Source organism: Peribacillus sp. B65 (assembly GCF_058513295.1).
Genome location: NZ_CP195840.1, coordinates 1132129 through 1156571 on the forward strand (window position 1 = coordinate 1132129; position 24443 = coordinate 1156571).

Annotated in this window: 19 protein-coding genes and 2 pseudogenes; 12 read left to right on the top strand and 9 right to left on the bottom strand. The window is 36.2% G+C overall.

Annotated elements, in window-relative coordinates:
* Positions 1–81: 81 nt before the first annotated feature.
* Positions 82–1278: pseudogene (locus tag ACSR9O_RS05605) on the top strand (IS110 family RNA-guided transposase).
* 598 nt (positions 1279–1876) lie between these two features.
* Here the strand turns inward: ACSR9O_RS05605 and ACSR9O_RS05610 are convergent.
* Positions 1877–2584, bottom strand: coding sequence for a FadR/GntR family transcriptional regulator (locus ACSR9O_RS05610; protein WP_491724098.1), 708 nt, complete (start codon positions 2582–2584; stop codon positions 1877–1879).
* A 177-nt stretch (positions 2585–2761) separates the two neighbouring features.
* Positions 2762–3439 carry a FadR/GntR family transcriptional regulator gene (locus ACSR9O_RS05615; protein WP_491724099.1) on the bottom strand — a complete coding sequence of 226 codons (678 nt, stop codon included), beginning with the start codon at positions 3437–3439 and terminating at the stop codon, positions 2762–2764.
* A 216-nt stretch (positions 3440–3655) separates the two neighbouring features.
* Between ACSR9O_RS05615 and ACSR9O_RS05620 the strand changes: the two genes are divergently transcribed.
* The 8 genes from ACSR9O_RS05620 (at position 3656) to ACSR9O_RS05655 (ending at position 12142) form a co-directional block, all read left to right on the top strand.
* Entirely contained in the window at positions 3656–4642 is a 987-nt protein-coding gene (locus tag ACSR9O_RS05620) for a dihydrodipicolinate synthase family protein (RefSeq protein WP_491724100.1), read from the top strand.
* Positions 4643–4731: 89 nt separating this feature from the next.
* The gene (locus ACSR9O_RS05625; RefSeq protein WP_491724101.1) at positions 4732–6276 is read left to right on the top strand and encodes an ABC transporter substrate-binding protein; all 1545 of its coding nucleotides are present in this window, start codon (positions 4732–4734) and stop codon (positions 6274–6276) included.
* Between the two features lie 79 nt (positions 6277–6355).
* Positions 6356–7309, top strand: coding sequence for an ABC transporter permease (locus ACSR9O_RS05630; RefSeq protein WP_260357324.1), 954 nt, complete (start codon positions 6356–6358; stop codon positions 7307–7309).
* Positions 7310–7326: 17 nt separating this feature from the next.
* Complete coding sequence (locus tag ACSR9O_RS05635) at positions 7327–8202, top strand: ABC transporter permease (RefSeq protein ID WP_491724102.1); 876 nt, start codon at positions 7327–7329, stop codon at positions 8200–8202.
* Between the two features lie 10 nt (positions 8203–8212).
* Positions 8213–9229, top strand: a complete 1017-nt coding sequence (locus ACSR9O_RS05640) for an ABC transporter ATP-binding protein (RefSeq protein WP_491724103.1) — start codon at positions 8213–8215, stop codon at positions 9227–9229.
* A complete protein-coding gene (locus ACSR9O_RS05645) occupies positions 9226–10242 on the top strand; it encodes an ABC transporter ATP-binding protein (protein WP_491724104.1) in 1017 nt (338 codons plus the stop codon). The genes ACSR9O_RS05640 and ACSR9O_RS05645 overlap by 4 nt, the downstream gene beginning before the upstream one ends.
* A gap of 323 nt (positions 10243–10565) precedes the next feature.
* Positions 10566–11255: an N-acetylmannosamine-6-phosphate 2-epimerase gene (locus ACSR9O_RS05650; RefSeq protein ID WP_491724105.1), complete on the top strand. Its 690-nt coding sequence runs from the start codon at positions 10566–10568 to the stop codon at positions 11253–11255.
* Positions 11252–12142: an ROK family protein gene (locus tag ACSR9O_RS05655; protein ID WP_491724106.1), complete on the top strand. Its 891-nt coding sequence runs from the start codon at positions 11252–11254 to the stop codon at positions 12140–12142. The genes ACSR9O_RS05650 and ACSR9O_RS05655 overlap by 4 nt, the downstream gene beginning before the upstream one ends.
* A 257-nt stretch (positions 12143–12399) precedes the next feature.
* Here ACSR9O_RS05655 and ACSR9O_RS05660 read toward each other — a convergent pair.
* The 4 genes and pseudogenes from ACSR9O_RS05660 to ACSR9O_RS05675 form a co-directional block, all read right to left on the bottom strand.
* Positions 12400–13077 (bottom strand): annotated as a pseudogene (locus tag ACSR9O_RS05660) (IS110 family transposase); the annotation flags it as partial.
* A 664-nt stretch (positions 13078–13741) separates the two neighbouring features.
* The gene (locus tag ACSR9O_RS05665) at positions 13742–15064 is read right to left on the bottom strand and encodes a CitMHS family transporter (RefSeq protein WP_101221756.1); all 1323 of its coding nucleotides are present in this window, start codon (positions 15062–15064) and stop codon (positions 13742–13744) included.
* 390 nt (positions 15065–15454) lie between these two features.
* Positions 15455–16582, bottom strand: a complete 1128-nt coding sequence (locus tag ACSR9O_RS05670) for an AbrB family transcriptional regulator (RefSeq protein WP_101221757.1) — start codon at positions 16580–16582, stop codon at positions 15455–15457.
* Positions 16583–16628: 46 nt separating this feature from the next.
* Positions 16629–17489 carry a LysR family transcriptional regulator gene (locus ACSR9O_RS05675; RefSeq protein ID WP_101221758.1) on the bottom strand — a complete coding sequence of 287 codons (861 nt, stop codon included), beginning with the start codon at positions 17487–17489 and terminating at the stop codon, positions 16629–16631.
* A gap of 267 nt (positions 17490–17756) precedes the next feature.
* On the opposite strand from ACSR9O_RS05675, the gene tcuA reads away from it, so the two are divergent.
* On the top strand, positions 17757–19268 hold the full coding sequence (gene tcuA, locus ACSR9O_RS05680; protein ID WP_491724107.1) for an FAD-dependent tricarballylate dehydrogenase TcuA: 1512 nt from the start codon (positions 17757–17759) through the stop codon (positions 19266–19268).
* Positions 19269–19894: 626 nt separating this feature from the next.
* On the opposite strand, the gene ACSR9O_RS05685 is transcribed toward tcuA, so the two are convergent.
* Together ACSR9O_RS05685 and ACSR9O_RS05690 are read right to left on the bottom strand one after the other, a co-directional pair.
* Positions 19895–20041, bottom strand: coding sequence for a hypothetical protein (locus tag ACSR9O_RS05685; protein ID WP_202190542.1), 147 nt, complete (start codon positions 20039–20041; stop codon positions 19895–19897).
* Between the two features lie 57 nt (positions 20042–20098).
* Positions 20099–21226, bottom strand: coding sequence for a 2-methylaconitate cis-trans isomerase PrpF family protein (locus ACSR9O_RS05690; protein ID WP_491724108.1), 1128 nt, complete (start codon positions 21224–21226; stop codon positions 20099–20101).
* A 149-nt stretch (positions 21227–21375) separates the two neighbouring features.
* Here ACSR9O_RS05690 and ACSR9O_RS05695 point away from each other — a divergent pair, with 149 nt between their 5' ends.
* Positions 21376–22239, top strand: coding sequence for a LysR family transcriptional regulator (locus ACSR9O_RS05695; protein ID WP_034313052.1), 864 nt, complete (start codon positions 21376–21378; stop codon positions 22237–22239).
* A gap of 248 nt (positions 22240–22487) precedes the next feature.
* Positions 22488–23798: a CitMHS family transporter gene (locus ACSR9O_RS05700; RefSeq protein ID WP_230304141.1), complete on the top strand. Its 1311-nt coding sequence runs from the start codon at positions 22488–22490 to the stop codon at positions 23796–23798.
* A 92-nt stretch (positions 23799–23890) separates the two neighbouring features.
* On the opposite strand, the gene yyaC is transcribed toward ACSR9O_RS05700, so the two are convergent.
* The gene (gene yyaC, locus ACSR9O_RS05705) at positions 23891–24424 is read right to left on the bottom strand and encodes a spore protease YyaC (RefSeq protein WP_230176480.1); all 534 of its coding nucleotides are present in this window, start codon (positions 24422–24424) and stop codon (positions 23891–23893) included.
* Positions 24425–24443: the final 19 nt, after the last annotated feature.

Below are 24443 nucleotides of genomic sequence, written 5' to 3' on the forward strand. Positions count from 1 at the left end.
TAGATCTCGTATAACAAGCGAAGCTATGATACTGCATGGAGGACTATGGGTACTTGTTAGTAAGTAGAGGAGGGAAAAACAATGAATCCAGTTGTTGGTCTGGATGTGGCAAAAGGAGAGAGTCAAGTTGAGGCATTTTTAGATCAATCTAAACCGTATGGAAAGAGCTTTTCAATGAAGCATATCAAAGAGGAGTTAGATCATTTTTTAGAATTTCTAAAAAGAAATTGAAGAGGTGACAGGGCAGATGCCTATGGTCATTTTAGAATCTACAGGGCATTACCAATCTCCCGTTATTCAATACCTGGAGGAACAAGGGATTCTATATATCTAACTACATCCGATTATTTCTTATCAGGAAAAGAAGTTCAAGTTTACGGAAGGTAAAAACAGACGCTATCGATGCGTACAGTTGTGTGTGCTGTATTACAAAGAGGAATTAGAACCTCATAAAATGAGAGGAATTCAGCTATTAGACCTTCGGAATTTGTCCAGACAACAGGAAATCGTAACGAATATGTATGTGGAAGCTAAACTTCAGTTTCACACCATTTTAGATCAAGTGTTTCCTGAATAACGGAATGTTTTTGGGGATCTATTTTCGAAGGTTTCTTTATTGATGTTAAAGGAACATCCTACTTCAGAGGCGGTATTAACGGCCGGAAAAAATAGACTAGCAGAGAGTGTAATAGAGTTCTGTTCTAGCAGATCGGGTGAATGGGCATGGGAAAAAGCAAAAAAAATAATGGAATCCGCATCTCGAAATTAATTTCAAAAAAACGTGAATCAAAGTCACATAATCAATCTTCGTTTGTATATTGAGTTGCTTTTTCATTACCAGGGACACCTTTCTGATTTGGAAGATCGCATAGTGGCCATGGCAAATGAAATGGAAGAATATAAGATCATCCAATGGATTCCCGGTATAGGAGAAAAAATCGCAGCAACGATTATCTCTGAAATTGGTGAAATCGATCAGTTTAGTCATCCGAAAAAATTGGTTGCCTTCGCTGGAGTAAATCCAAGTGTTCACTCATCGGTAAATTTACGGCAACCATTAATCGTATTACAAAAAGAGGTTCGAGCAGACTACGTCATTCTCTGTATCGCCGTACTATGTAAGAAGATTCAAGGAACAAAAAGCTTAAAGCATTCTATGATAAGAAAAAATCAGAAGGAAAACCTGCTAAACTGTCAACCGTTGCCTGTATGAATAAGTTGCTTCAATGGATATACGCTCTATTAAAGAGAAAAGAAATGTTCCTAGATTTAGCCTAATTAATGGTTTTGTGAAACAGAGAAAAATCCTTCCAAAAGGGTTTTGAAGGGTTATTTGGCATGGCCAAAAATAGTATATCATAAGGGAAATGGAAATTTTAGAGAAAGATATTGACATCCGCTGGTTTAGCTGAAGATAAAAGCTGTCATTAAGGCAGCTTTTTCTAATAGGGGCAGATTGTAAAGAGTAATATATACTAAGATAAAGGTAAAATGAAAAAGTAGAAGGAAAAATCGATATTTTACCTTTTATAGGTAGTTATTGGTTCTGGATGATTATTTCATCGGAAGTGGTGTATTACTCATTTATATATACAACTGGAAATTCAGGATTAGGTAAGTCTTTCAGTTACTTGTTTACTTAGGGATAGTATAAATGGATAATGCAATTACTTTTATTTTTACATTTTTAGTAGTTTTCTAGAACACTCAATTAAGGAAAATTCTTCGTTAGGACTTGTTAACAAGTATAGGAGCCATTATTTTTCATTTGACAAAGAGTTAAAATTAAATTAGGCTACCCTCATTCTCTTTTCGGTGGAAGGTAGCCTAATAGAAATAGATTATTCAATAAAACCCATGAAAGTCGTTTCCTCCGTTAGCTGGAATCTAGTTTCTTTACGATGAGAGGTATCAATGTCTTTGATCGTTGCAAATGAACATCCAAAAGTTTAAGAGCCAATTGTTTATCTTTATCCTTCAAAGATTCAATGATTAGTGTATGTTCTTGGATGGTTTGATCTTTTTCATGTTGAGTCAAATTTGTTGGAGATACATTTGAGAAATATTGACCAATGATATCCACTAATTGAGTGAATAGCTCATTCTTAGTAGCAGAAATTAACCCTCTGTGGAATTCAATATCGTATTCTTTAAACTTTTCTAGATCCTCTGTTTCACTCATTAATTTTATATTGTTTTCTAGTTCAACCAAATGGTCACGATTCGTTTTTGCAATAAGATGTTCAATAGCTGTTTTTTCTAATATAAGTCTAAGTTCAAAAAGTTCCTCGATTTTTTTATCTTTCATTTGCCAAAAAAAGAGCAAGTTGTTAAAAATCGTACTCGAATCATCTGCATTTACAAAGGCACCTTCTCCATGCTTGATTGTAAGAATTCCAGATGCCTCCAAAGAATGTAACGCTTCTCTGATAATTACCCTGCTCACATCCAGCATACTTGCAAGTTCTCTTTCTGAAGGGAGCTTATCGCCTGTAGACAAATTGTTACTCATAATATATTCTCTCAAATTATCTCTAACTATTTTACTTAATGTATATCTTTCTTTATCTTCAATAGGTTTCATTGCTCTCACCGACTTTTTATAAGAAATATAGATTAAATCCTTGGTATAAGGATCTCTGACTTTATGACTTTTAAACGGTTAATAATTAAATAAATATATTGCTTAAGAAGCGAAAAGACATGTTCAGTTCTTCAATAAAATGGTTTAAGAAAATACGATTATTTGTTAAATGTTTTTTCATTCTTCAAGTAAGTTATACAATTTGCTTAAATGTACCTTCATGTTTTGTTTTGCTGTTTCTGCATCTTTATTAATCAAGGCATCTATCACTAATTTATGTTCTTTATATGCAGTCATAAATTCCTCGAGGCCTATAATTTCCTCAAGTTGATTTAACTGAAAATATTCGTTGATGATAGAAGAGAGCTGAATGAAAGTCTCGTTGCCAGTAGCATGGAATAAAGTTTGATGGAAAAATAAGTCTTCATTTTTTGCTTTTTCTCCTTTTTTGACTTTTTCAAGAATAGTATCATTCCAATATGACATTTGGTTAATCTTATCCAATTGATAATGAGTAATAGCAAGATCAATAGCGCCTAATTCCAGAACAATTCGTGTATCTATTAACTCTTTGAATTTTGTCTTATCGAATTTTAGAAAGGGTGATATTTTTTTAAATAAGTTTTGGAACTTTACTTCTTTTACAAATATACCAATCCCTTGTTTAATTTCAATAATACCTTGTGACTGAAGGGCCTTTAATGACTCTCTTACGATGGTTCTGCTAACTCCAAGCATTTCAATAATTTCCTTTTCTGTTGGCAAGCGATCACCGGGCTGACAATTATTCTCTGAAATGAAGGTCCTAATACGTTCACTGGCAATTTCCGATAAAGTTCGTTTTCTCTGAATCATTCTTTTTCTTACCTCACAAATTTGATTTGTATTTAGATACATTTTAAACTGCCATTTGCATAAAACACAATAAATGTATAATTTCTTCCGATTTTGCTATTCTACTACTTATTAAATATTCAGATATTTAATAAAAAAACGTTGACAACGGAAGATAATATGGGTAATTTTATTATTAAATATAAATATTGGTAGTACCATCATATGATATAAACCATGATTTTTCAACTGGTAGGACCATACTATCTCAATAAGAAAAGGGATGATTTTATGACTTTATCGAATTTAGACAAGTTTAAAGGTGTATTTGTGGCAATGTATTCTGCCTATGATGAGGCTGGTGAGGTTTGTGAAAGAAGTGTGAAAAAACTTGCGAGTTACTACGTCAATTCTGGGGTGAAAGGATTATATGTTGGAGGGAGTTCGGGGGAAGGCATCCTTCAAACAAGTGAAGAGAGAAAGAAAGTAGTAGAGGCAGTTATGGAGGAAGTAGGGCAGGAGCTAACGATTATCGTCCATGTAGGTGCTAACTCAACAAGAGAAAGTGCAGAACTGGCAATTCATGCAGAAAAATGTGGTGCAGATGCTATTTCTGCGGTTCCAGCCATTTACTATCGATTATCTGAAAAATCTGTAGAAAGACATTGGCAGGAGATGATCGATAGCTCGTCATTACCCTTCATCATTTATAACATTCCTCAAACAACAGGATTTAACTTAACACAGTCTTTATTTAAGAAAATGGCAGCACAAGAGAAAGTGATTGGAATTAAAATGTCGGGTGAAAGTGTTTTTGAACTCCAACAATTTAAAGCAAATGCTGGAAAAGAGTTTCTAGTTTATAACGGGCCTGATGAGCAATTTTTAGGTGGGAGAACGATGGGAGCCGATGGAGGAATTGGAGGAACTTATGGAGTAATGCCTGAATTGTTTTGTGCTTTAAATAAATTGATAATCGAAAATAAGCTGAAAGATGCTCAAGAACTTCAATCTAAGATTAATAACATAATAAATAAATTACTTAGCTATCCTTCATTATACGGGGCTTGTAAATACATCTTATCGCTTAGAGGTATAAAAACAGGGGCTCCTAGACTGCCGCTATTACCAGTTATATCATTAAATCATCAATCCTTATCTGATTTGAATGATGAAATAATTGAATGCATACAAAAATATTCATTTGAAGTGGGGCGAGTTTAATTAGAAATTTTATAATCACTTTATTATCTATTTTAAGTGCCATCTTAATTGTCGGCTGTACACCTTCAAACAAGACGGATTCTGAATTAATGAATAATTCATCTGTAGCATCTTCAACTAGTGACGATTCATTAAATATTGCTACCATTGCGGCTGAAGGACTTGGTGATAAGTTACCACATTTGTGGTTAAACAGAGGGGATTTAAGCCAAAAGTTAATGTTCAGAAGTTTATTTTTGCCAGATGCAGACTTGAAGAATGAGAAACCCGATTTGGCTGAGAGTTACACTGTTTCGGATGATAAACTCACCTATAAAATTACAATGAAGGATGGAGTTAAGTGGCATGATGGACAAAACTTAACTGGTGAAGATGTTGAATGGAGTATCGGGATGGTTTTAAAGGCTTCCCAAGTCAATGCAATCTATACTAGTGCTTTCTCTTCCATTGAAGGAGCGGAAGCTTGGATAGCAAAGAAGAGTGATCATATTTCAGGGATTTCTGTTGATGGGAAAACTATTACTATTAAATTATCAAAACCAGTAGGTAACTTTATTCCCGTTCTCGGACAATTCGCTATTTATCCAGAGCATTTATTGAAAGATGAAAATCCATTGGAAATTCATAATTCAGATTTTTGGAAAAATCCGATTGGGAATGGAATGTATAAACTAGAAAAGCTAGAGCCAGGAAATTATGCTTCATTTGTTCCAGCAGAGACTTACGAAGGGAAAAAACCAAAAATTAAGAAAATAGTATTGACAACTGTTTCAGAACCAACGTCTGCTGCAAAAACAGGTAAATTAGATTTCTTTAATACAAATGTAGTTGAAATAATTGAAAGTATGAAATCGGTTGATAATTTCGCGGCGAATTCAATTGATATGCTTTTCTATCGTTATTTGGTAGTGAATATTCAAGATGCAGAGGGAAATAAGAATGAGGAAATGGCTGATAAAAGAGTTCGTGAAGCCCTTATGTATGGGATAGATAGAAAGATTTTAGCTGAAAAATTATATCCGAATTTAGCTACCTCTTTAAATACGGGAGTTCCGCAATCTTTTAAAGAGTATGATACAGAAGCTTCTGAATATGATTTTAATCCTAAGAAAGCCAAAAAACTCTTACAAGAAGCAAACTTTGATTTTAATAAAACAATTAAACTTCGTTATTATTACGAAGATCAAACTTCGATCAATTTTATGACAGCCGTTGCACAGTACCTGACTGAACTTGGAATGAAAGTCGAGGTATTAAAATTCCAAGGTGATGTTGCAAGTGAACTATATAAAATGAAAGATTATGATTTAGCACTAAAAGGTTTATCTTCATTTGGGTATGAAGAGTGGTACGGAGAGTATGAATCAAAAAATGCAAATTTTAAAAATGTTTTTGGTAGTGAAGGCACCTTCGACAATGCAGTTAATAGGTTAAAAGAAACTGAAGATATAAAGGAACGCCAAGAAATACTTTCAGAACTACAAAGTCTTGAGGTAGAACATCTTTATAAGCTCCCTTTATATACTATTAAAAGCTATTACTATGTAAATGAAGAAAAAGTTAAGACTTCAGGAATATACGGAAATCCTTGGTATAACTATGATATGAAATTCGAAGAATGGGAAATAAAATAAATTATTTAGAAATAATCGTTGATTCGGTTGGATTATGATTTGCGATTAGTCACTAAACAGATTTTAGGCGGTGAAGTAAATGTTAAAATTCATTATTAGGAAATCTTTAGTCACAATTCCGATGTTGATCTTAATTAGTTGCATTGTTTTTTTCGCTATTCAATTCTCACCGATAGATCCAATCAGTTATTCAGTATCCCCTGATGTAGCTGGAAATTCAGAAAATATTGAAGCACTCAGGGAACACTTGGGCTTGAATGATCCATTATACATTCAATATTTCCACTGGATCATTAATATTTTAAAAGGGGATTTTGGATACAGTATAATAACCGGTCAACCAATAGCGGAGATTTTAGCTTTAAGATTGCCGGCAACCATTGAACTTTCAGTGATAGCGTTAGTATTATCCACATTCTTTGGTGTGTTATTGGGATTGATTTCTGCAATCAAACAAAATAGTATCATTGATTACTTTTCTCGGAACATTGGTGTAATTGGCATATCAATACCAGAATTCTTTTTTGGAATTATCATTATTCAAGTCGTTGCGATACAGCTGGGATGGCTGCCTGTAGGAGGGCGGATAGGCGTAGAAGATACGACATTTTGGGACAGGCTCCCTAACTTGATTCTTCCATCCCTTACTTTGGCTTTTGGAATGTTAGCTGTACTTCTCAGATATACGAGAAACTCAATGCTGGATGTGTTGAGCAAAGATTATATCAAGACAGCGAGAAGTAAAGGGATTCCTGAATGGAAGGTCTATCTATTTCATGCATTCCGTAATTCTATGGGGTCAATCCTCATCATTCTGGTATTCCGTTTGCCTATGTTGATTGGTGGGTCTGTTATCATCGAAACGGTATTCATGTGGCCAGGTATAGGTTCTGCGATACTTAGTGGGGTTTCATCAAGTGACTATCCTGTAATCATGATTACGACCATGATGCTTGCAGCTGCCATATTAATTGCAAGTTTCTTAGTGGATGTACTTGCAGCATTATTGGATCCAAGAATTCAACTTGATTAGTGAGGAGGTAACAAGTGATGGGTACTTCAGTTATGGAAATGAAAATAAAAAAAACAAGTCAGCTTAAGTTGCGTGTAAAAAAGCTGTGGTCAAATAAACCAGCTACCCTTGGTCTTGCTATTTGCCTTATTATGACACTGTTATCAATATTGGCACCCCTTGTAACAAGTTATAGTCCCACCCATATGGATTTTACGAGCATTTCACAACCTCCAAGTGCAGAGCACATTTTTGGAACAGATAAATTAGGCAGAGATGTTTTTTCCCAAATTTTATATGGTGGGCGTATTTCAATATACGTAGGGATATTAAGTTCACTTGGAGGAACTGTAATTGGAGTACTACTAGGATGCATTGCTGGTTTTTTTGGAGGAAAACTTGATAGCTTGCTCATTCGGTTTTCTGAAATAGTCATGACTTTTCCAAATTTAATATTGGTATTAGTTATGGTTTCGATACTTGGTCAAGGTGTGAATAATTTGATCATTGTTTTTGTTCTCACGGGATGGATGACAACATTTCGTCTTGTACGGAACGAATATTTATCTGTAAGGGAAGAAACGTATGTTAGCGTATGTCGTTCATTTGGTATATCAAACTTCTCCATTATATTCAGGCATATGTTGCCTAACACCATGAGTCCGATTATTGTCTCATTCACAGTAAATGTTGCATTTTTTATCCTTGCTGAGGCGGGGTTGAGTTTCCTGGGTCTCGGGGTTCCCGTTACGATTTCAACATGGGGAAATATCATGAATGCTGCTCAATCAATTGATGTAGTGACTAATTATTGGTGGTTATGGCTTGCCCCGGGGGTGGCTATCTCAATGTTTGTTTTAGCCATTAACTTTTTGGGCGATGGATTACGAGATGTATTAGATCCTAAACAGTGAGGTGAAAAATATGAAAAAACCTGATTTAACATTAAAGGTTGAAAATGTATCAGCATCTTTTCAAAATGGGAAAGAATCAGTCCAAATATTGAAGGATGTTTCTTTTGAAGTACCTCGTGGAAAAATGCTAGCCATTGTAGGGGAGTCTGGGTGTGGCAAAAGTGTAACCGTTCACTCTATCATGCAATTGCTGCCGAAAAACGGGCACATTGATAGTGGGAAAGTAATTTTTAATGATGGGGAAAATGAAGTGGATTTATTCTCTATGACCAAGTTCAGTAAGAAGATGAGGGCGATTCGCGGAGGAAAAATAGGCATGGTTTTTCAAGATCCTATGGCCTCATTAAACCCCACGCATCGAATTGGAAAACAAGTAGCCGAAAATTTAATAGAACATTATAAAATGCCGAAAAAGGAAGCGATGAAAAGAGTAATCGATTTATTTAAACGTCTAGGAATACCTGATCCGGAACAGAGGGTTAAAGATTATCCTCATCAATTCAGCGGGGGAATGAGACAACGTGTAATGATCGCAATATCGATGATTTGTAATCCGGATTTATTAATAGCTGATGAGCCTACGACAGCCTTAGATGTAACCATTCAAGCACAAATTATGGATTTGATGAAAGAACTGCAGGAAAAATATAATAAATCTATCATATTAATCACACATAATATGGGTTTAGTAGCAGAGGTTGCTGATCATGTAGCTGTCATGTATATGGGAAGAGTTGTTGAGTATGGAACAGTCAGTGATATTTTAAACCATCCAAGCCATCCCTATACAAAGTCACTGCTACAATCCGTTCCTGTAATGGGTCTCGATAAAAATCGAAAGCTAGCTACTATTAGAGGAACTACTCCAAACCCGAAGTACTATACAGGAGGGTGCGAATTTGCCGATAGATGTGGTTTTGCAATGGAGAGTTGTAAATCTACCACTATTTCAAACGTAAACTTATCAGATAATCATAAAGTAAGATGTCTATTATTTGAAAATAGTAAGGAAGTGGTAGCTAAATGATCGAGTTAAAAGAAAAAAGGCCAGTAGATGAAGATGTAATTTTTAGTATTGAAAATTTAAAGACTTATTATCCTGTATTAGGCGGATTTTTTCGAAAGCAAATTGGAACAGTTAAGGCAGTGGATGATATTTCGATAACGATTAAAAAAGGTGAAACATTGGGGATTGTAGGCGAATCGGGTTGTGGAAAATCTACTTTGGGTAAAACGTTGATGCTGCTTGAAAAACCAACTGACGGTAAAATGATTTACAATTTCGATGGAAAGAAAAAAGACATTACCTCATTAAATTCAAAAGAGATTTTCGATTTTAGAAGCCGTGTACAAATGGTTTTCCAAGATCCGTATTCCTCTCTAAATCCATCAAAAAGAATTATTGAAGCCTTTGATGAGCCGCTAAGGGTGCATGGGTATAAAGATCCAGAAGAAAGAAAACAAAAGATTATCGATGCCCTTAACATGGTGAATATAAACGAAGATTATTTATATCGGTTTCCACATGAGTTTTCAGGAGGCCAGCGACAGCGTATAAGTATAGCAAGGGCACTATGCATCAATCCTGAGCTTATCATTTGCGATGAACCGGTGTCTGCGCTTGATGTTTCGATTCAAGCACAAGTATTGAATTTAATGAAAGAAATTCAACAGGAATTGAACTTAACCTATGTTTTTATTGCTCATGACTTGAGTGTTGTACAGTACATGAGTGATCGCATTGTAGTGATGTATTTGGGGAAAGTTGTGGAAATTTCCGATGCGTCCGAGCTTCATATAAAACCGCTGCACCCTTACACGGAAGCGTTGCTTTCAGCAATTCCCGTTCCTGTCTTAAGGGATAAAAAAAAGGAAAGGATCATCCTCTCTGGCGATGTTCCCAGCCCTATTAATAGGCCATTAGGATGTCCATTCAGCAATAGATGTCCAAAAAAGATTGATATTTGCACACAAATTGAGCCGGAATTACTTCCCCACGCTGATGATGAGCATTATGTTGCTTGTCATTTATACAATTGATAATTGGATTATGTGAAAGGAACCATTAAAAAACTTTGACATAATGCATTTTCTTACTACATTACAAGGAAAATGGGTGTCTTTCTATGAACATAACAAAATACAAATAAGTAGAAAATTTGTTTATCTCAACAAGTACAAGCACTCTTGTAAATGTATATATGGGATTCAATACGGAGTATAGTCCTTCTAAAACATGTCCAGTAATTACTCCCAATGAATAAGATAATGACCCAATCTATCTGGACGTTAGTAATCAGTTCGAATTGGAACCTTTATATTACCAAGGTCGCGCATGTAGAAAATTTTTAGGAGATGATGAAGTGAACCGTGATGCTTTTTTTTTAAACATACATAATAATTTAATTGTCTCTTGTCAGGCCCTTGAGGATGAACCGCTGCACGGTTCTGATATTATGGCGAAAATGTCCCAAGCCGCCAAAGAGGGCGGAGCGAAAGCCATTAGAAGTAACACAGCTTCAGATGTGGCCGCAATTAAAAAACAAACAGGTCTTCCGGTGATTGGTCTGCTCAAACGTGATTACCCTGACAACGAAGTCTTTATCACACCTACCTTAAAAGAGGTAAACGAGTTGCTTGCAGTAAATCCTGATGTTATTGCCCTTGATGCCACTATTCGTAAAAGACCGCATGGGGAAACTTTAAAAGATCTGGTCAGCTATATTCACGGGCAATGCGACACGTTAGTTATGGCGGATATTGCTACATTAAGAGATGCAGAATATGCAATTGAATGTGAAGTTGACATGATATCAACGACTCTATCAGGCTACACTTCAGACAGCTCTAAATTTGAAGGACCCGATTTTGATTTGGTTGAACGGCTTAGCAAGACGTCAACGGTTCCAGTGATTGCAGAGGGACGTATCCAAACTCCGGAACAGGCGCGTAGAATGTTGGAATTGGGAGCTTGGTCGATTGTGGTAGGGAGCTCCATAACAAGGCCGCAGTTAATCACCAAAACCTTTACGGATAAAATTCGGATGCTATGAAGCAATACCTAGCATTTGATATTGGTGGAACGCAAATTAAATATGGGATTGTGAATCAAGAGGGCTCCATCCTATCACAGTCCTTAATAGACACAGAATCTCATCTTGGAGGTCCGGCAATTATTGAAAAAGTCATTGCCTTGAGCCAAGGCATTATTGAAAACCATTCAGTCGATGGAGTTGCTATTAGTACTGCTGGGCAAGTTGATATCCATACTGGAATAATAGTGGGGGCTGGCGAAACAATTCCCAATTATACGGGTGTAGAAGTGAAGAATCTGGTCAGCAATGCACTAGATTTAACGGTTGAAGTAAGAAATGATGTGGATTGTGTCGCGCTTGGGGAGCAATGGCTCGGTAACCATGATACTAACAATTTAATTGCCCTAACAGTTGGTACAGGAATTGGCGGAGCTATCGTGATAGATGGAAAAATGTATTCTGGACATTCATTCAGTGCCGGAGAGTGGGGGTATATGCTCATTGAGGGAGAACCATTTGAAAAAAATGCTTCCATATCAGGTTTGATTCGTTTTGCGCAGCGTTATAAAGAAAACCGTAACTGGACAGGAAAAGAAATTTTTGATTTGTACGATCGGGGCGATGTAAATATTAAAACAGCTGTTTCCCAATTTTACAAATATTTAGCTATTGGTATTTCCAATCTGATTTATATCTTTAACCCGGAGAAAGTAATAATTGGCGGAGGTATAACAGCCAGGGGAGATACATTTTTGCAGGAAGTTCGGTTTGAAATACAGAAACATTTAGAGCCTTCTTTTTACAGAAATACAGAAATTGTTCTTGCCAAGCTATCTAATAATGCCGGCATGATTGGTGCAGTTTATAATTTTTTAATAAAACAAACTAGAAAACCCTATGAATGAACTATGCCCCATTTTTCGGATAGTATAAATAAGTGCCTATGTTGCTAATAGGTGGTCCTGGTATTTTACCGGGGCCATTTTCATTAGTACCCATTGATAACGACACTCATGAGTTACTTTAAGGCCGCTTTTTCTAATGGAACTAAACTAGCTAATAGTTTGTCAACATTTTTCAATAAAAATATAAAAACATACGTGATATAATAAAAATAGGCATACCAAATAACCTTCTTTCCAAGGCTTAAAATATGACTCTAATAGACTGTCTTTTCAAAAGGGTTACGAGCTGCCGCAGCTTTAAGCTGAATCGCTTTTTAATTTGCCCATTTAGTTGATTTACTCTTGCAAAACTAAAATATCCTTGCTATCATTGCTTCTTCACTTGCCTTCAAAATGTCCTCTGAAAGAGTTAAGAGTGACACCACAGAATATAAATCTCCAAAAACTCCTTTATATTCAGGAAACACTTGTTCAAGCACTGCCTGAAATTGAAGCTTTGTTTGAATTATAACGCCAGTTATGTTTTCATGTTGTCTTGTGAGATTACGAATGTTCAATAACTGGACACCACGCTTTTTATATGGCTCTAATTCTTCTTTATAGAGAAGATAGGCATCAATGGCATCTGTTTTTACCTTTCTTAAGCTTGATCCTCTTGCCTTATATGAAATCAATGGATTAATGATAATCAATAAATATCCTCGTTCTTCCAAGTAATGAACGACTGGAGTTTGATAATGTCCAGTGGCTTCTAAAACGACTGAAGGCTTCTGACCAGGTTCTTACTTTACATCCTCAAGAAACGCTACAAGTAAATTAAGCCCCTCAACAGTATGAGTTATTTTAAAAATCTTTTGATAAGGTTTACCCTTATCCAGAAATGCTTGAACCTGACTTTCCCCTTTTGAAATATCCAGACCAACGACTGGATTCATTCTAAATCTCCTCCTAATCTAGTGGATTACCGGTACCCCTATTTCTCCTTGCAGTGTCACAGCTTCGCCTTGTTATACGAGATCTACGTCCCAACCAGACTAATAATGTTTCTACAAGTAGGGGGCAAACTGTTTAGATGACGGGGTCTATCCCCACGAGCAGGTACGTTTTACCCCTGCTACCGTTATAATAAAACCATATAAAAAATGGTCAACAAGAAATATTTTCTGACTGACCTTATAATACGAACGGGGCAGGTTAGTTTAAGATGAACTTCTATCTTTTAGACAACTAAAAGTAATAAATGATATGATTAAATATGAGTTAATACAGAATTTTAGAGGGAAAGAGAAAAATTGTTCAATTCAAATAAAAAAGGAAGAGGGAAATATCCTTCTTCCATTTATCGTATTAATATTGATCCACCAGTCCATGTAATGTAGAGGCTTCCACTTATAACTCTTTCATACTCATCTTTTGGCCATGGAAATAGTTCCTTTTCATGTATAACATAAGGGAAAGAAAGGTATTCACCACTTTTAATAAAAGTATAGTTTTCGGATAAGATGAAAAACGACCCTAATAAGTAAAGAGAATTAGCAAAAACAACTATATTAAACAAAGTATTTTACTAGCAAACAAGTAAACAAGGACTTTTATAATTTACAAAAAAGAAATAGCGCCGCTAATTATAGCTAATACTGTTAAGATTAACGATGTCAAGATGGCCCATTTGTATGCAAATTTCTGATATTCCCCAAGGTCTTTATCAACCATGCCAACTAATAGAATGGTTGATGCAACAAGTGGACTCATTAAATGAGCGGGTTGTCCCAATATAGAAGCGCGAGCAATTTCTAACGGACTAATACCATAAGCTGAAGCTGCCTCTGCAAGAATAGGGAGAACTCCAAAATAATAGGCATCATTAGATAAAACGAAAGTGAATGGCATACTTGTAATGCCAACAATGACAGGGAAAAACTGTCCTAATGAAGCAGGTATTATCGCAACCAGTCCATTAGCAATAGCATCAACCATTTTTGTACCGGAAAAGATTCCTGCAAATACTCCAGCTGCAAAAACTAGTAGAACAACAATTAGGGCATTTCCAGAATGTGCTAATATACGTCTTTTTTGCATTTCCAGATTAGGGTAGTTAATCATTAAAGCAATAGCGAAACCGACCAAAAATAAAATAGGGGAAGGTACCAATCCCATAATGAGAATGACCATAATGCCTACCACAATTAATAAGTTAATCCACAAAAAACGAGGGCGTTTAATGTCAATATGAGGAAATGCATCAGTGGCTTCATTTTCTACAGTAGCAGCTATTTCATTTTTTAACTCTTCTATGTGTATTACACCCAGTCGTTTACGTTCTTTTTTCCCTAAAATAAATGCGACGAAAATAACCCAAATAGCACCACCGATCATGGTAGGAATAAGTGGAACAAAAAATTCGGATGCATCAAGTCCCAATACTGCTATTGCTCTGGTAGCAGGTCCACCCCAGGGGGTCATGCCACTCATAACACTTAAAGCTAGCATGGCTACTGTGGCTAAAACCAATGGATTCATACCGATTCGTTTATAAAGTGGATACATAGCTGAAACAGTAATGATATACGTTGTTGTACCGTCTCCATCTAGAGCCACGAGTAATGCAAGAATTGTGGTACCTATCGAAATTTTGACAGGATCTCCCTTGACAACTTCTAATAACTTTTTGATAAGTGGGTCAAATAAGCCCGTGTCTATCATAATACCAAAAAACAATATGGCGAATAATAATAGAGCTGCAGAAGGAGCGACTAGCTTAATGCCTTCCATCATCATAGTGCCAATTTTACTTCCAAAACCACCAACTACTGCAAAAACGATCGGAACTAAAGTTAAAGCAACAATGGGCGATAAACGTTTGGACATAATTAAATAGGTAAAAACGGTAACCATGGAGATGCCTAAAATTGTAAGAAACATTATTAAATCCCCTCCCATATTTTGAATGCGCTTTCAAATGATCTCTGGATGACTAAGAAATAATTTTGTGACTCTTCAGAAAAATTAACTGGTAGATTAATAAGTTTTACACTATGCTTATGCGCTTTTCTTTATTAAAGGTAATACAGAGAGGACAATAAGTTAAATACATAATTTTTTTGTATTGGTATCAAAATAATTTATTCTTTAAAAAAGAATGGGGAGGGGAGCAAATAAAGCCATAGGATAAGTGATTCAATAACGAAATTTTTTTAATATTTAATGCAACTTTTAGTAACAAAAAAGAAGGTCATCAATTTTGTGTAAGATAACCTTCTTTTCTTTATAAATCAGACTTTTCATTGTCCTTGAGCAAAGCTTCCTCCTTTTTTATTTAACATTTAGTTTTACATTACTGTTCTTGTCTTTTCTTCTTAAACTTATTTTTAATACCAATTTCAGTAATGGAGGCACTGCGGCATAAATAAAAGCCATCCGAAATAGTTGATAGCTGGTAACAGTAGATACATCAGCATTTACTTCTTGTGCAATGATTCCCATTTGATCCATTCCACCAGGGGCTAAACTTAAAAAACCCGTAATAGTCGATAAATCATAATACTGGGTCAGTAGAAAACTAAAAAACATTGTTGCGCTAATCAAAATTAGTCCGTTCATCAAAGCCAATAATAAGGTTTTTCTTTTGTTGTTAAGTTGTTCCGGTTTTAATAGTAAACCGATATAACCGCCAACCATAAATTGAGATATATCAAGAAGTGTAGGAGGAAGTGGTGGTCCCTGCAAACCTAAAAGACCTATTGCAGCAGCAACGATTACTGGTCCTAAAAAGTAAGGAGCTGGTAATTTGAATATTTTACCTATTCTTGCTGCCAGAAAACTAATAAGGGCGAACAGAAAGATAAGAGGAAATAAACCACTCCACTCTGGAATAACGTTATCCGTTATTTTAGAGGAATCATTGGTACTATTCGCTGCAAAAATGGGACTGATAATTAAAAGGGGGACTAAGAAAACAACCATTATCACTCTTGTAACATGGAAAAAGGTTACTGTAGTAATATCAATACCTTTCATATCTTCTGCAAACACAACGATTTGTGACAAACCTCCAGGAATACTACTCGTTAAAGATGTAGGATAGTCAATGCCGGAATATTTTGACATAACAAAAGCAGAACATGCACACACAAGGACAATTAAGGTTGTAAGGATCAACATTGAGGGAAGGTGACTAATCATATCAGACAGTGAGCTCTTGGTAAAGGAGATGCCTATTGAATAACCTACAATAATTAATCCAGTATTTCTCATCGAAACGGGCCAAATTAATTTAACGTTTTTGAAACGTGATGCAATTAATAGGGCTGCCATTGGACCAAGTAGCCAGGGGATTGGAAACCTGATAAGAGAGAAAAGGCCGCCTCCAATAAAAGCAGTTAGAAGTGCAGCCGAAAATTGGATTGTCTTGCTTGCATTATTTAAATCCCACTTTTTCATATTAATTCTCTTCCTTTGTATTAGTTTTACTTCGTTTCGTCTTGTTTCATTGTTTAGAATCATTAAGAAAATCAATAAATGCTTTTACTTGTGCCAAATCCATAGTCACATCCCGATAAAATACCCAAGTTTCTCTAAGCAAATAGCTATTATCGCTTAATACAATGGGGAAAGTATACAGTGGTTCATCATTTTTAATACAGATTTCTGGTAAAATGGCATATCCTAAACCATTAAGAACCAGTTCCTTACATGTTTCAATCCGATCTACCTCCATTGAAATCTTAGGTGGTAACGCAAATGTTTCCTGCCACCAGTTTTCAATAGTATTTCTTAACGATTGGTCTGTCTGATAATTAACTCTAGGAAGAAAAGGAAGTTCTTTTAATTCAATTTTTTTACTGGAGGCAATACAAATCTTTTCTTCTTGAAATAACACTTTATTTTCCTGCCATTTGTAAGGACCTCTAACTATCCCGAGATGTGCTTCTTCTTTTTGAAGCATTTGATGAATTTGAGAACTCCATCCAGTTTTCAAACTGATTTCAACCTCTGGATATAGAGTTAGAAATTCTTTTAATAATAATGGTAGTTTATATCGGGCAAACAAGCCAGATACACCCAATCGCAAAGTTCCTTTTACTTTTTTATCCAAATTAGAAATATGCTCTTTTGCAGCTCCTAATTGCTTACGCATATTTTTCGAGTATTGAACGAGGTACTCCCCTTCAACTGTAAACTCGACACCTCTTTTGCCTCTAGAGATTAAATTTGTTTTGAACTCTTTTTCCAGCTGTTTTATACGATAGGATAAAGCTGGCTGGGAAATAAATAGTCGTTGTGCTGCCTTTGTTATATTTCTTTCTTCGTAAAGAGTAATTAATATAAGCCAGTCTTTTTCATCCATAAAATTTTTCTCCTTTAACCATAAAAAATATTTATGGGTAATTATAAAAAATGAAAATTTATTTAATTTCTAAAAGTATAATACAACTAATGAAAAAAGAAATCTATCTTTTTATGTAAATCAATAGACTCACTATAGTTTTGCGTTTCCAGCATTCTTTCATAAATTTTTTCTATGGCAATGAATAAAAAAACAATATTATTTTTATTCATTATTTTCACTTATTATTTACATGAAGAGTTATCAAACTTAACAGGAGGGGTAAAAATGTCAAATACACAAAATTATGATGTAGTTGTAGTAGGGGCAGGAAACGCAGCTTTATGTGCCGCGATCTCAGCAAAAGAGGGAGGTGCTAGAGTTCTTGTATTAGAACGGGGACCAGTGGAAAAGCGTGGAGGGAACTCTTTCTTCACGGATGGAGCCATTCGTGTTGCATACAATAATTTAGACGCAATCAGAAATATAATACCTGAATTAACAGATGAAGAATCCGAGTTAATTGTAATGCCTGAATACACGGAATCCGATTATTACAATGATCTAATGCGAGTAACAGGTGGACAAAGTAATCCTGAGTTAGCAAAGCAGCTGGTTTCTAGATCATATGAAACAATTGCGTGGATGCGTGATCAGGGAATAAAATTTGAATTGAATTATGAAAATCAATCTTTCGTACAAGCTGGCAAGCGCAATTTCTGGGGAGGATTGCCTATCAAAACGGAGGATAAAGGCGTTGGCTTAATGAGACAGCTATTTGCGCGGACAGAAGACATTGGCATCGACGTTTGGTACGATTCACGTGCTGTGGAGCTTGTATCAGAGCATAACACAATAACCGGTGTCGTTGTTGAGAAGGGTCATACAATGGTAACTGTTCAGACATCCGGTGTGATTTTGGCTTGTGGCGGCTTTGAAGCCAATAAGAAAATGAGAAGTGAAAATATTGGTGAAGAATGGGAAGCGGCTATTGTTCGTGGAACCGAGTTCAACACAGGAGACGGCATCTCCATGGCTATGGCAGTGGGGGCTCAAAAATTCGGGCAGTGGTCTGGATGTCATTCTATTGGGACAGATTATAATGCGCCAAAAGTAGGGGACTTCACGAAGCCGGGGGATATTTTTAAAAAGCATTCTTATCCGTACAGCGTCATGCTTAATAATGAAGGGAAACGGTTTGTTGATGAAGGAGCAGATTTACGAAATTACACCTATGCCAAATACGGCCGTGAGGTATTAAAACAGCCTGGACATGTGGCATATCAAATTTATGATGCACAGGTACGCCCGATGCTGCGTAAAGAATATGACCTTGAAGAAGCGACTATTTATAAAGCAGATACGCTTGGAGAGTTGGCTAGTTTACTGCCGGTCAATCAAACACAATTTCTAAAAACGATCGAAGAGTATAACAGTGCGGTACAAGATGGCGAGTATAGACCGGCAGAGAAAGATGGCAAAGGAACGAAAGGAATTACCCCTCCTAAATCCAACTGGGCACTTCGAATTGAGCAAGGTCCATTCTATGCTTTCCCTGTAACGTGCGGTATCACCTTCTCGTTCGGTGGTCTGCATGTAGATACAACGGGTCATGTGTTAGACAAAGAAGAACAACCGATAAAAGGTCTTTTTGCGGCTGGTGAAATGATTGGGGGGATTTTTTATGAAAACTATCCTGGTGGATCCGGGTTAATGTCTGGAGCAGTCTTTGGCAAATTAGCTGGTTCATCAGCAGCACGCTATACTCAAGAAAAGGTTGAAACGATCAATAATCACTGAGTCTTTTCCTTGAATGGTTTATTAGATAAGAATGTGTCCAAAAAATAATAGATACGTGAAGTAGAAGAATGAAAAATAGCCAAGGCTTAAAAAGTCCTTGGCTGTTTGGTATTTTAACATATTTAATGTCTTTATGCTTTGACTAAAACTCATATCATATAGGAATATAAAAGGTCAAACTTAGTAACAGTTTATCTATTGGAGTTTTTTCAGATGAAGTGATTGTATAGCTTTAAGCGTCCTGATGGCCGGACAATAAGGCTCTTCAGTACTAGCTTTTCGAGTTCAGCACCAGCTTGAAAGGATCAGGCATTAACGCTTATGAAGTCAGTTCTAACTTATCAAGATTTACCAGTTATATTGCTGTTTATCACTCCGATGCTAAAATTCAGCATGAAAAAGGGGAGGGATTTGTATATTGGTATTTTTCTCTAAACAATAGATAGTAATTAGCTTTTTTTAAATAATATAGTAACCATAAAAATCTGTATCTGTACCCTAATTTGTATAGGTGGTTTAGCTTATCTGGGGAAATTCACTTATATTCTCAATCCTAGTTTATCATTAAATTTGAAGACAGGGTTTAGGTGAAATACATTAGAGTTTGGGCTCTTTTGAAGTCTCACTTATACAAAACAAGGATCATTAAAGTAAACTATTTCGGAAAGAATTTTAGTGCCTTTCATATTTTTGAATATTTCTTTCGCTTCTTTTTCAGTGTCAAATTCAAATATTTTAATATTTTCCTTTAAAAAGATAGTGATGACCCACATTTGCCAAGCCTCCAAGTGATAGAAAATTTTTTGCTGTAATTTGCAGATCAATTCAAATCAAGCTAATTGATAGGAATGCTCGTAATTTTTTTTCGTGTACACGTATCCCTCCAAAATGATTCTTGCTGTGCGTACCACTTTAATAGCACGTATGTGTCCTGCCAAGAAATCAACCTTTGTTTCCATTATCCCCGCAGGATGGGCTAATCGGAAAATTTCGTGTTTAATGTTCACCATCTCAGATAAAACCGTATCCTGTAAGTAAGCCCCTGCTGTTGCACAGATGGCTCCTGTAATGGCAAGCGCTTGATGGGGCTTTTGCATTGACATCATCCGGATCATCAAATCCATCTCTGACGCTTTTCTTTCAGATCCGTTTAGATCGACGTAATCCATAGGAGGAGCAATTAGAGTCATTTTAGGTACAGCAGGAGATTTGACAGTAGCTGATTTCTTATCGGAAAATTGACACATTTCAGCTGCAATTGACCGGATTTCTTCCAGTTCATTTAATTTTTCCTGTGAATAATCATTGGGTAATTCGGTTCCGCTTAGACCAATATCCTGTGCCCTTACAAAAACGAGTGGATTGGCAACATCAATAATTGAAACTTGAATTAGCCTATCCTTGGTTTTAATCATGTCAATCGGATTTCCTGTAGGGAAAAGTTTTCCTGTAACTGCTCCTTCTGCACGAGTAAAAGAAAGATAAATAGGTGATCCTTTACCAGGCACCCCAGGTATTGAGCAGCATCCTTCTGATTTCACATGTCCATTTTCAACCTCTACTTCTGCAATAATCAGTTTTTGTGTATTCACATTAAAAATTTTCACCGTTGTAACAGGTTCTTGTATAGGGACTAATCCTTGCTCAATTGCGTAAGGTCCTACAGCAGATGAAATATTTCCACAATTTCCTTTAAAATCAACCATTTGATTATCGATGCTGATCTGAGCAAATGTATATTCCACATCGAATTCTGGTGATTCTGACTTTTTGATAATCGCTGCTTTACTTGTCAATGAATTCGCTCCTCCAAGACCATCGATCTGTCTCCGATCCGGACTGCCCATCACGTCAAGTAAGAAATCCTCCCAGTGTAAGGGATTCGAAGGCATATGTTCAAAATTAAGGAACACACCTTTACTTGTCCCGCCGCGCATTACAACTACAGGTACTTTCATTGTATAACCACCTTTTCTCAAATCAATATTTATAGCACTACCGGTTCCTTTGAAAATATAGTATGATATGTTTATTCATAAGTAAAATACATATTTTTTTGGAAAAAATGATAAAAAAACTTATAATCCGAAAATCAGGAGATGGTTAAGTGGACGAAAAAGATTGGATTGCGATAAGGGTACTATATGAAGAAAAAAACATTAGCCGTGCCGCAGAGCGTTTATATATATCGCAGCCGGCGCTAACGTACCGGCTTAAAAATTTAGAAAAAGAATTTAGCACAAACCTATTTTTCAAAATAAAAGGAGGCATTGAGTTCACTTCAGAAGGGATACATTTAGCGGGCTATGCGGAAGAAATGGTGAAAAAGTTGCAAAAAACGAAAGATTATATGCTGAATATGAAAAATGAGGTAAGAGGAACGTTAAGGCTTGGCGTTTCCAGCAACTTTGCCCAATATAAACTACCAGAAATATTGAAAAAGTTTTCAACACAATATCCTCATGTACAATTTAATGTGAATACAGGGTGGAGTACTGAAATCATGCATCTTCTGGATTCCTCTAGTGTTCAATTAGGCATACTGCGTGGAAATTATGAATGGTATGGAATCAAATCATTACTGCATAAAGAAAGACTTTGTTTAATTTCTAAGAAAGAGGTAGACTTGGATAATTTGCCGGAACTTCCATTCATAAATTATAAGACCGACAGTTCTTTAAAAAACTTAATAAATGGCTGGTGGCATGATAGATTCCCAGAGCCACCATTTGTAACTATGGAAACGGATCGGCAGGAGACGTGCAAAGAGATGGTCAAAAATGATCTTGGTGTTTCCATTCTGCCGGAAATATGCCTGCAGCCGTCAGATAATTTGCATACATACGGGTTATCCTACAAAAATGGGAAGCCGGTGTTAAGAAATACATGGTTAATGTATAACCAGGATTCATTAAAACTCTCTACTGTGAAAAACTTTATTGATTTCTTGAATAAAAATTCCAATCTGTAACGAAAAAGCACAATGAAATTATTGACAATTTCATTGTGCTTTTTGGATTTCTTAATTTAATATAAAGTGGATTATAAGTTTTTTTTTCGGAAAAGTACAAAAAATATGTATTTCACTTATTTAATGATATGAACTATTCTAAAAATAGAAAACAAAGCAACAGGGAAGCAGAAAATAATATGTAATATTTAATTATTCAAAACTCTTTATCCAATTTGTAAGCGGTTTCTTTAATAGGAGGGATTAATATACTAACTTTACTTGGAATTTCAATGGTCGTTGTCTTTACTTATTTAATCATGTCTAAACGGTTATCACCTGTTAATTCTCTTGTAGTCATTCCAATTATCTTTGCATTAATTGGCGGATTTGGTCCAGAGCTCGGAGATATGATGCTCGATGGATTAAAGGTTGTCGCACCTTCAGCCGCTTTGCTATTGTTCGCTATTTTGTTTTTCGGAGTTCTGATTGACGCTGGATTATTTGATCCACTTATTAAAACTATGTTGAAAATCGTAAAAGGGGATCCGGTTAAAATAGCGATAGGAACAGCGGTAATCGCAATGACCGTTGCCTTGGATGGTGATGGTACCACGACTCATATGATTACGATTTCCGCCATGCTGCCTCTTTACTTACGACTTGGTATGAATCCACTTATTCTTGCCACTATTTCTATGCTGGCTGTCAGTATTATGAGTGGTATGACTCCTTGGGGAGGACCTGCAACTAGAGCAATAGCATCATTAGGTCTGGATGCAAATGAATTCTTTGTCCCGATTATCCCAACACTATTCTCAGGAATAGCAGCTATTCTTTTTACCGCTTATGTACTTGGTAAAAAAGAGCGCAAAAGGCTTGGCGTTGTTTATATCAAATCTGCACCTGAAATGAAAGGGGCTCTTGCTGAAGCAGCTGTAGCTTCCGCCATACAAGACGATTTAAAGCGCCCTAAATTAATATGGGTCAATCTTTTGTTGACGCTCACAGTCATGGTCGTACTTGTAATGGGCTTAGTACCTGTACCGGTGTTGTTTCTAATCGGGTTTGTTCTTGCTTCGATCATTAATTACCCTAATTTAGAGCAGCAAAAAGAGCGAATCGGGTCACATGCAGGAAACGCTATAACCGTTGTTACATTAGTATTTGCGGCTGGTATTTTCACAGGAATCTTTTCCGGAACGAAAATGGTAGACGCCATTGCAAATTCATTAGTGGCCATCATTCCGGATTCTTTAGGCTCTTTTTTACCGATGGTCGTTGCGTTCACAAGTATGCCATTTACGTTCGTTTTATCAAATGATGCTTACTACTTTGGTGTTTTGCCAATTCTTGCCGAAGCAGGAGAAGCTTATGGTGTGAGTCCTTTAGAAATTGCCAGAGCTTCCGTACTGGGGCAGCCTGTACATTTCTTAAGTCCACTCGTGGCCTCGACTCTTTTACTGGTAGGGATGGTAAAGACAGATATCGGGGAACTACAGCGGTATGCATTTAAATGGGCTCTAATTTGTTCATTAGTCCTTATTATTACTGCTATCTTGACAGGGGCTATTATTTAAGTATAACGTTATCAATTAAATTCTCGAACTTAAAAAATTAGGGCTGTGCCAAAACCAATTATTATTAGTGGTTTTTGGGACAGCCCATTCTTTTAATAAGGTCTAGAAGTCTCGCCGGTCGCTTGAGTAATGATTTTTACGATTTTATTCGCCAAATTCATAACCGTGTAAAGACGAGTATCATTTAAAAATTGCATCGTTGGCAGCGGATCTATATAATTTACCATTCCTATAATGTGATAGTCTCCCACTTCAGGTAATACTTTTTTTAAAGCTTTCCCTGGGACAAGAGGTCCATCCTTCAAGAAAACATAACCGACCTGGTTTTGATCCCCTAAACAAGCATCCACACTAAAAATAAGAGGCCTTTTGAATTGTTTTTTAATTTCTTTCAACGTCTCTTTTAAATTAAATGCATGAACGGGATTTTCCAAGGTACCGTAAACACGATAAGGCACCGTGTGTTCTTTTAGCATCGTCCCGACTAAAGGGCCCAATGAATCCCCAACCGATCGATCTGAACCAATGCACAGAAAGATTACATCTTCATTTTGACATCCTGAAGATTGAATAATCTCTTTGACTTTTAATGCTAAACTGTTTATTTCTTCGCCTTTTGGTTCCACAGAACAAATCTGCTCCCTC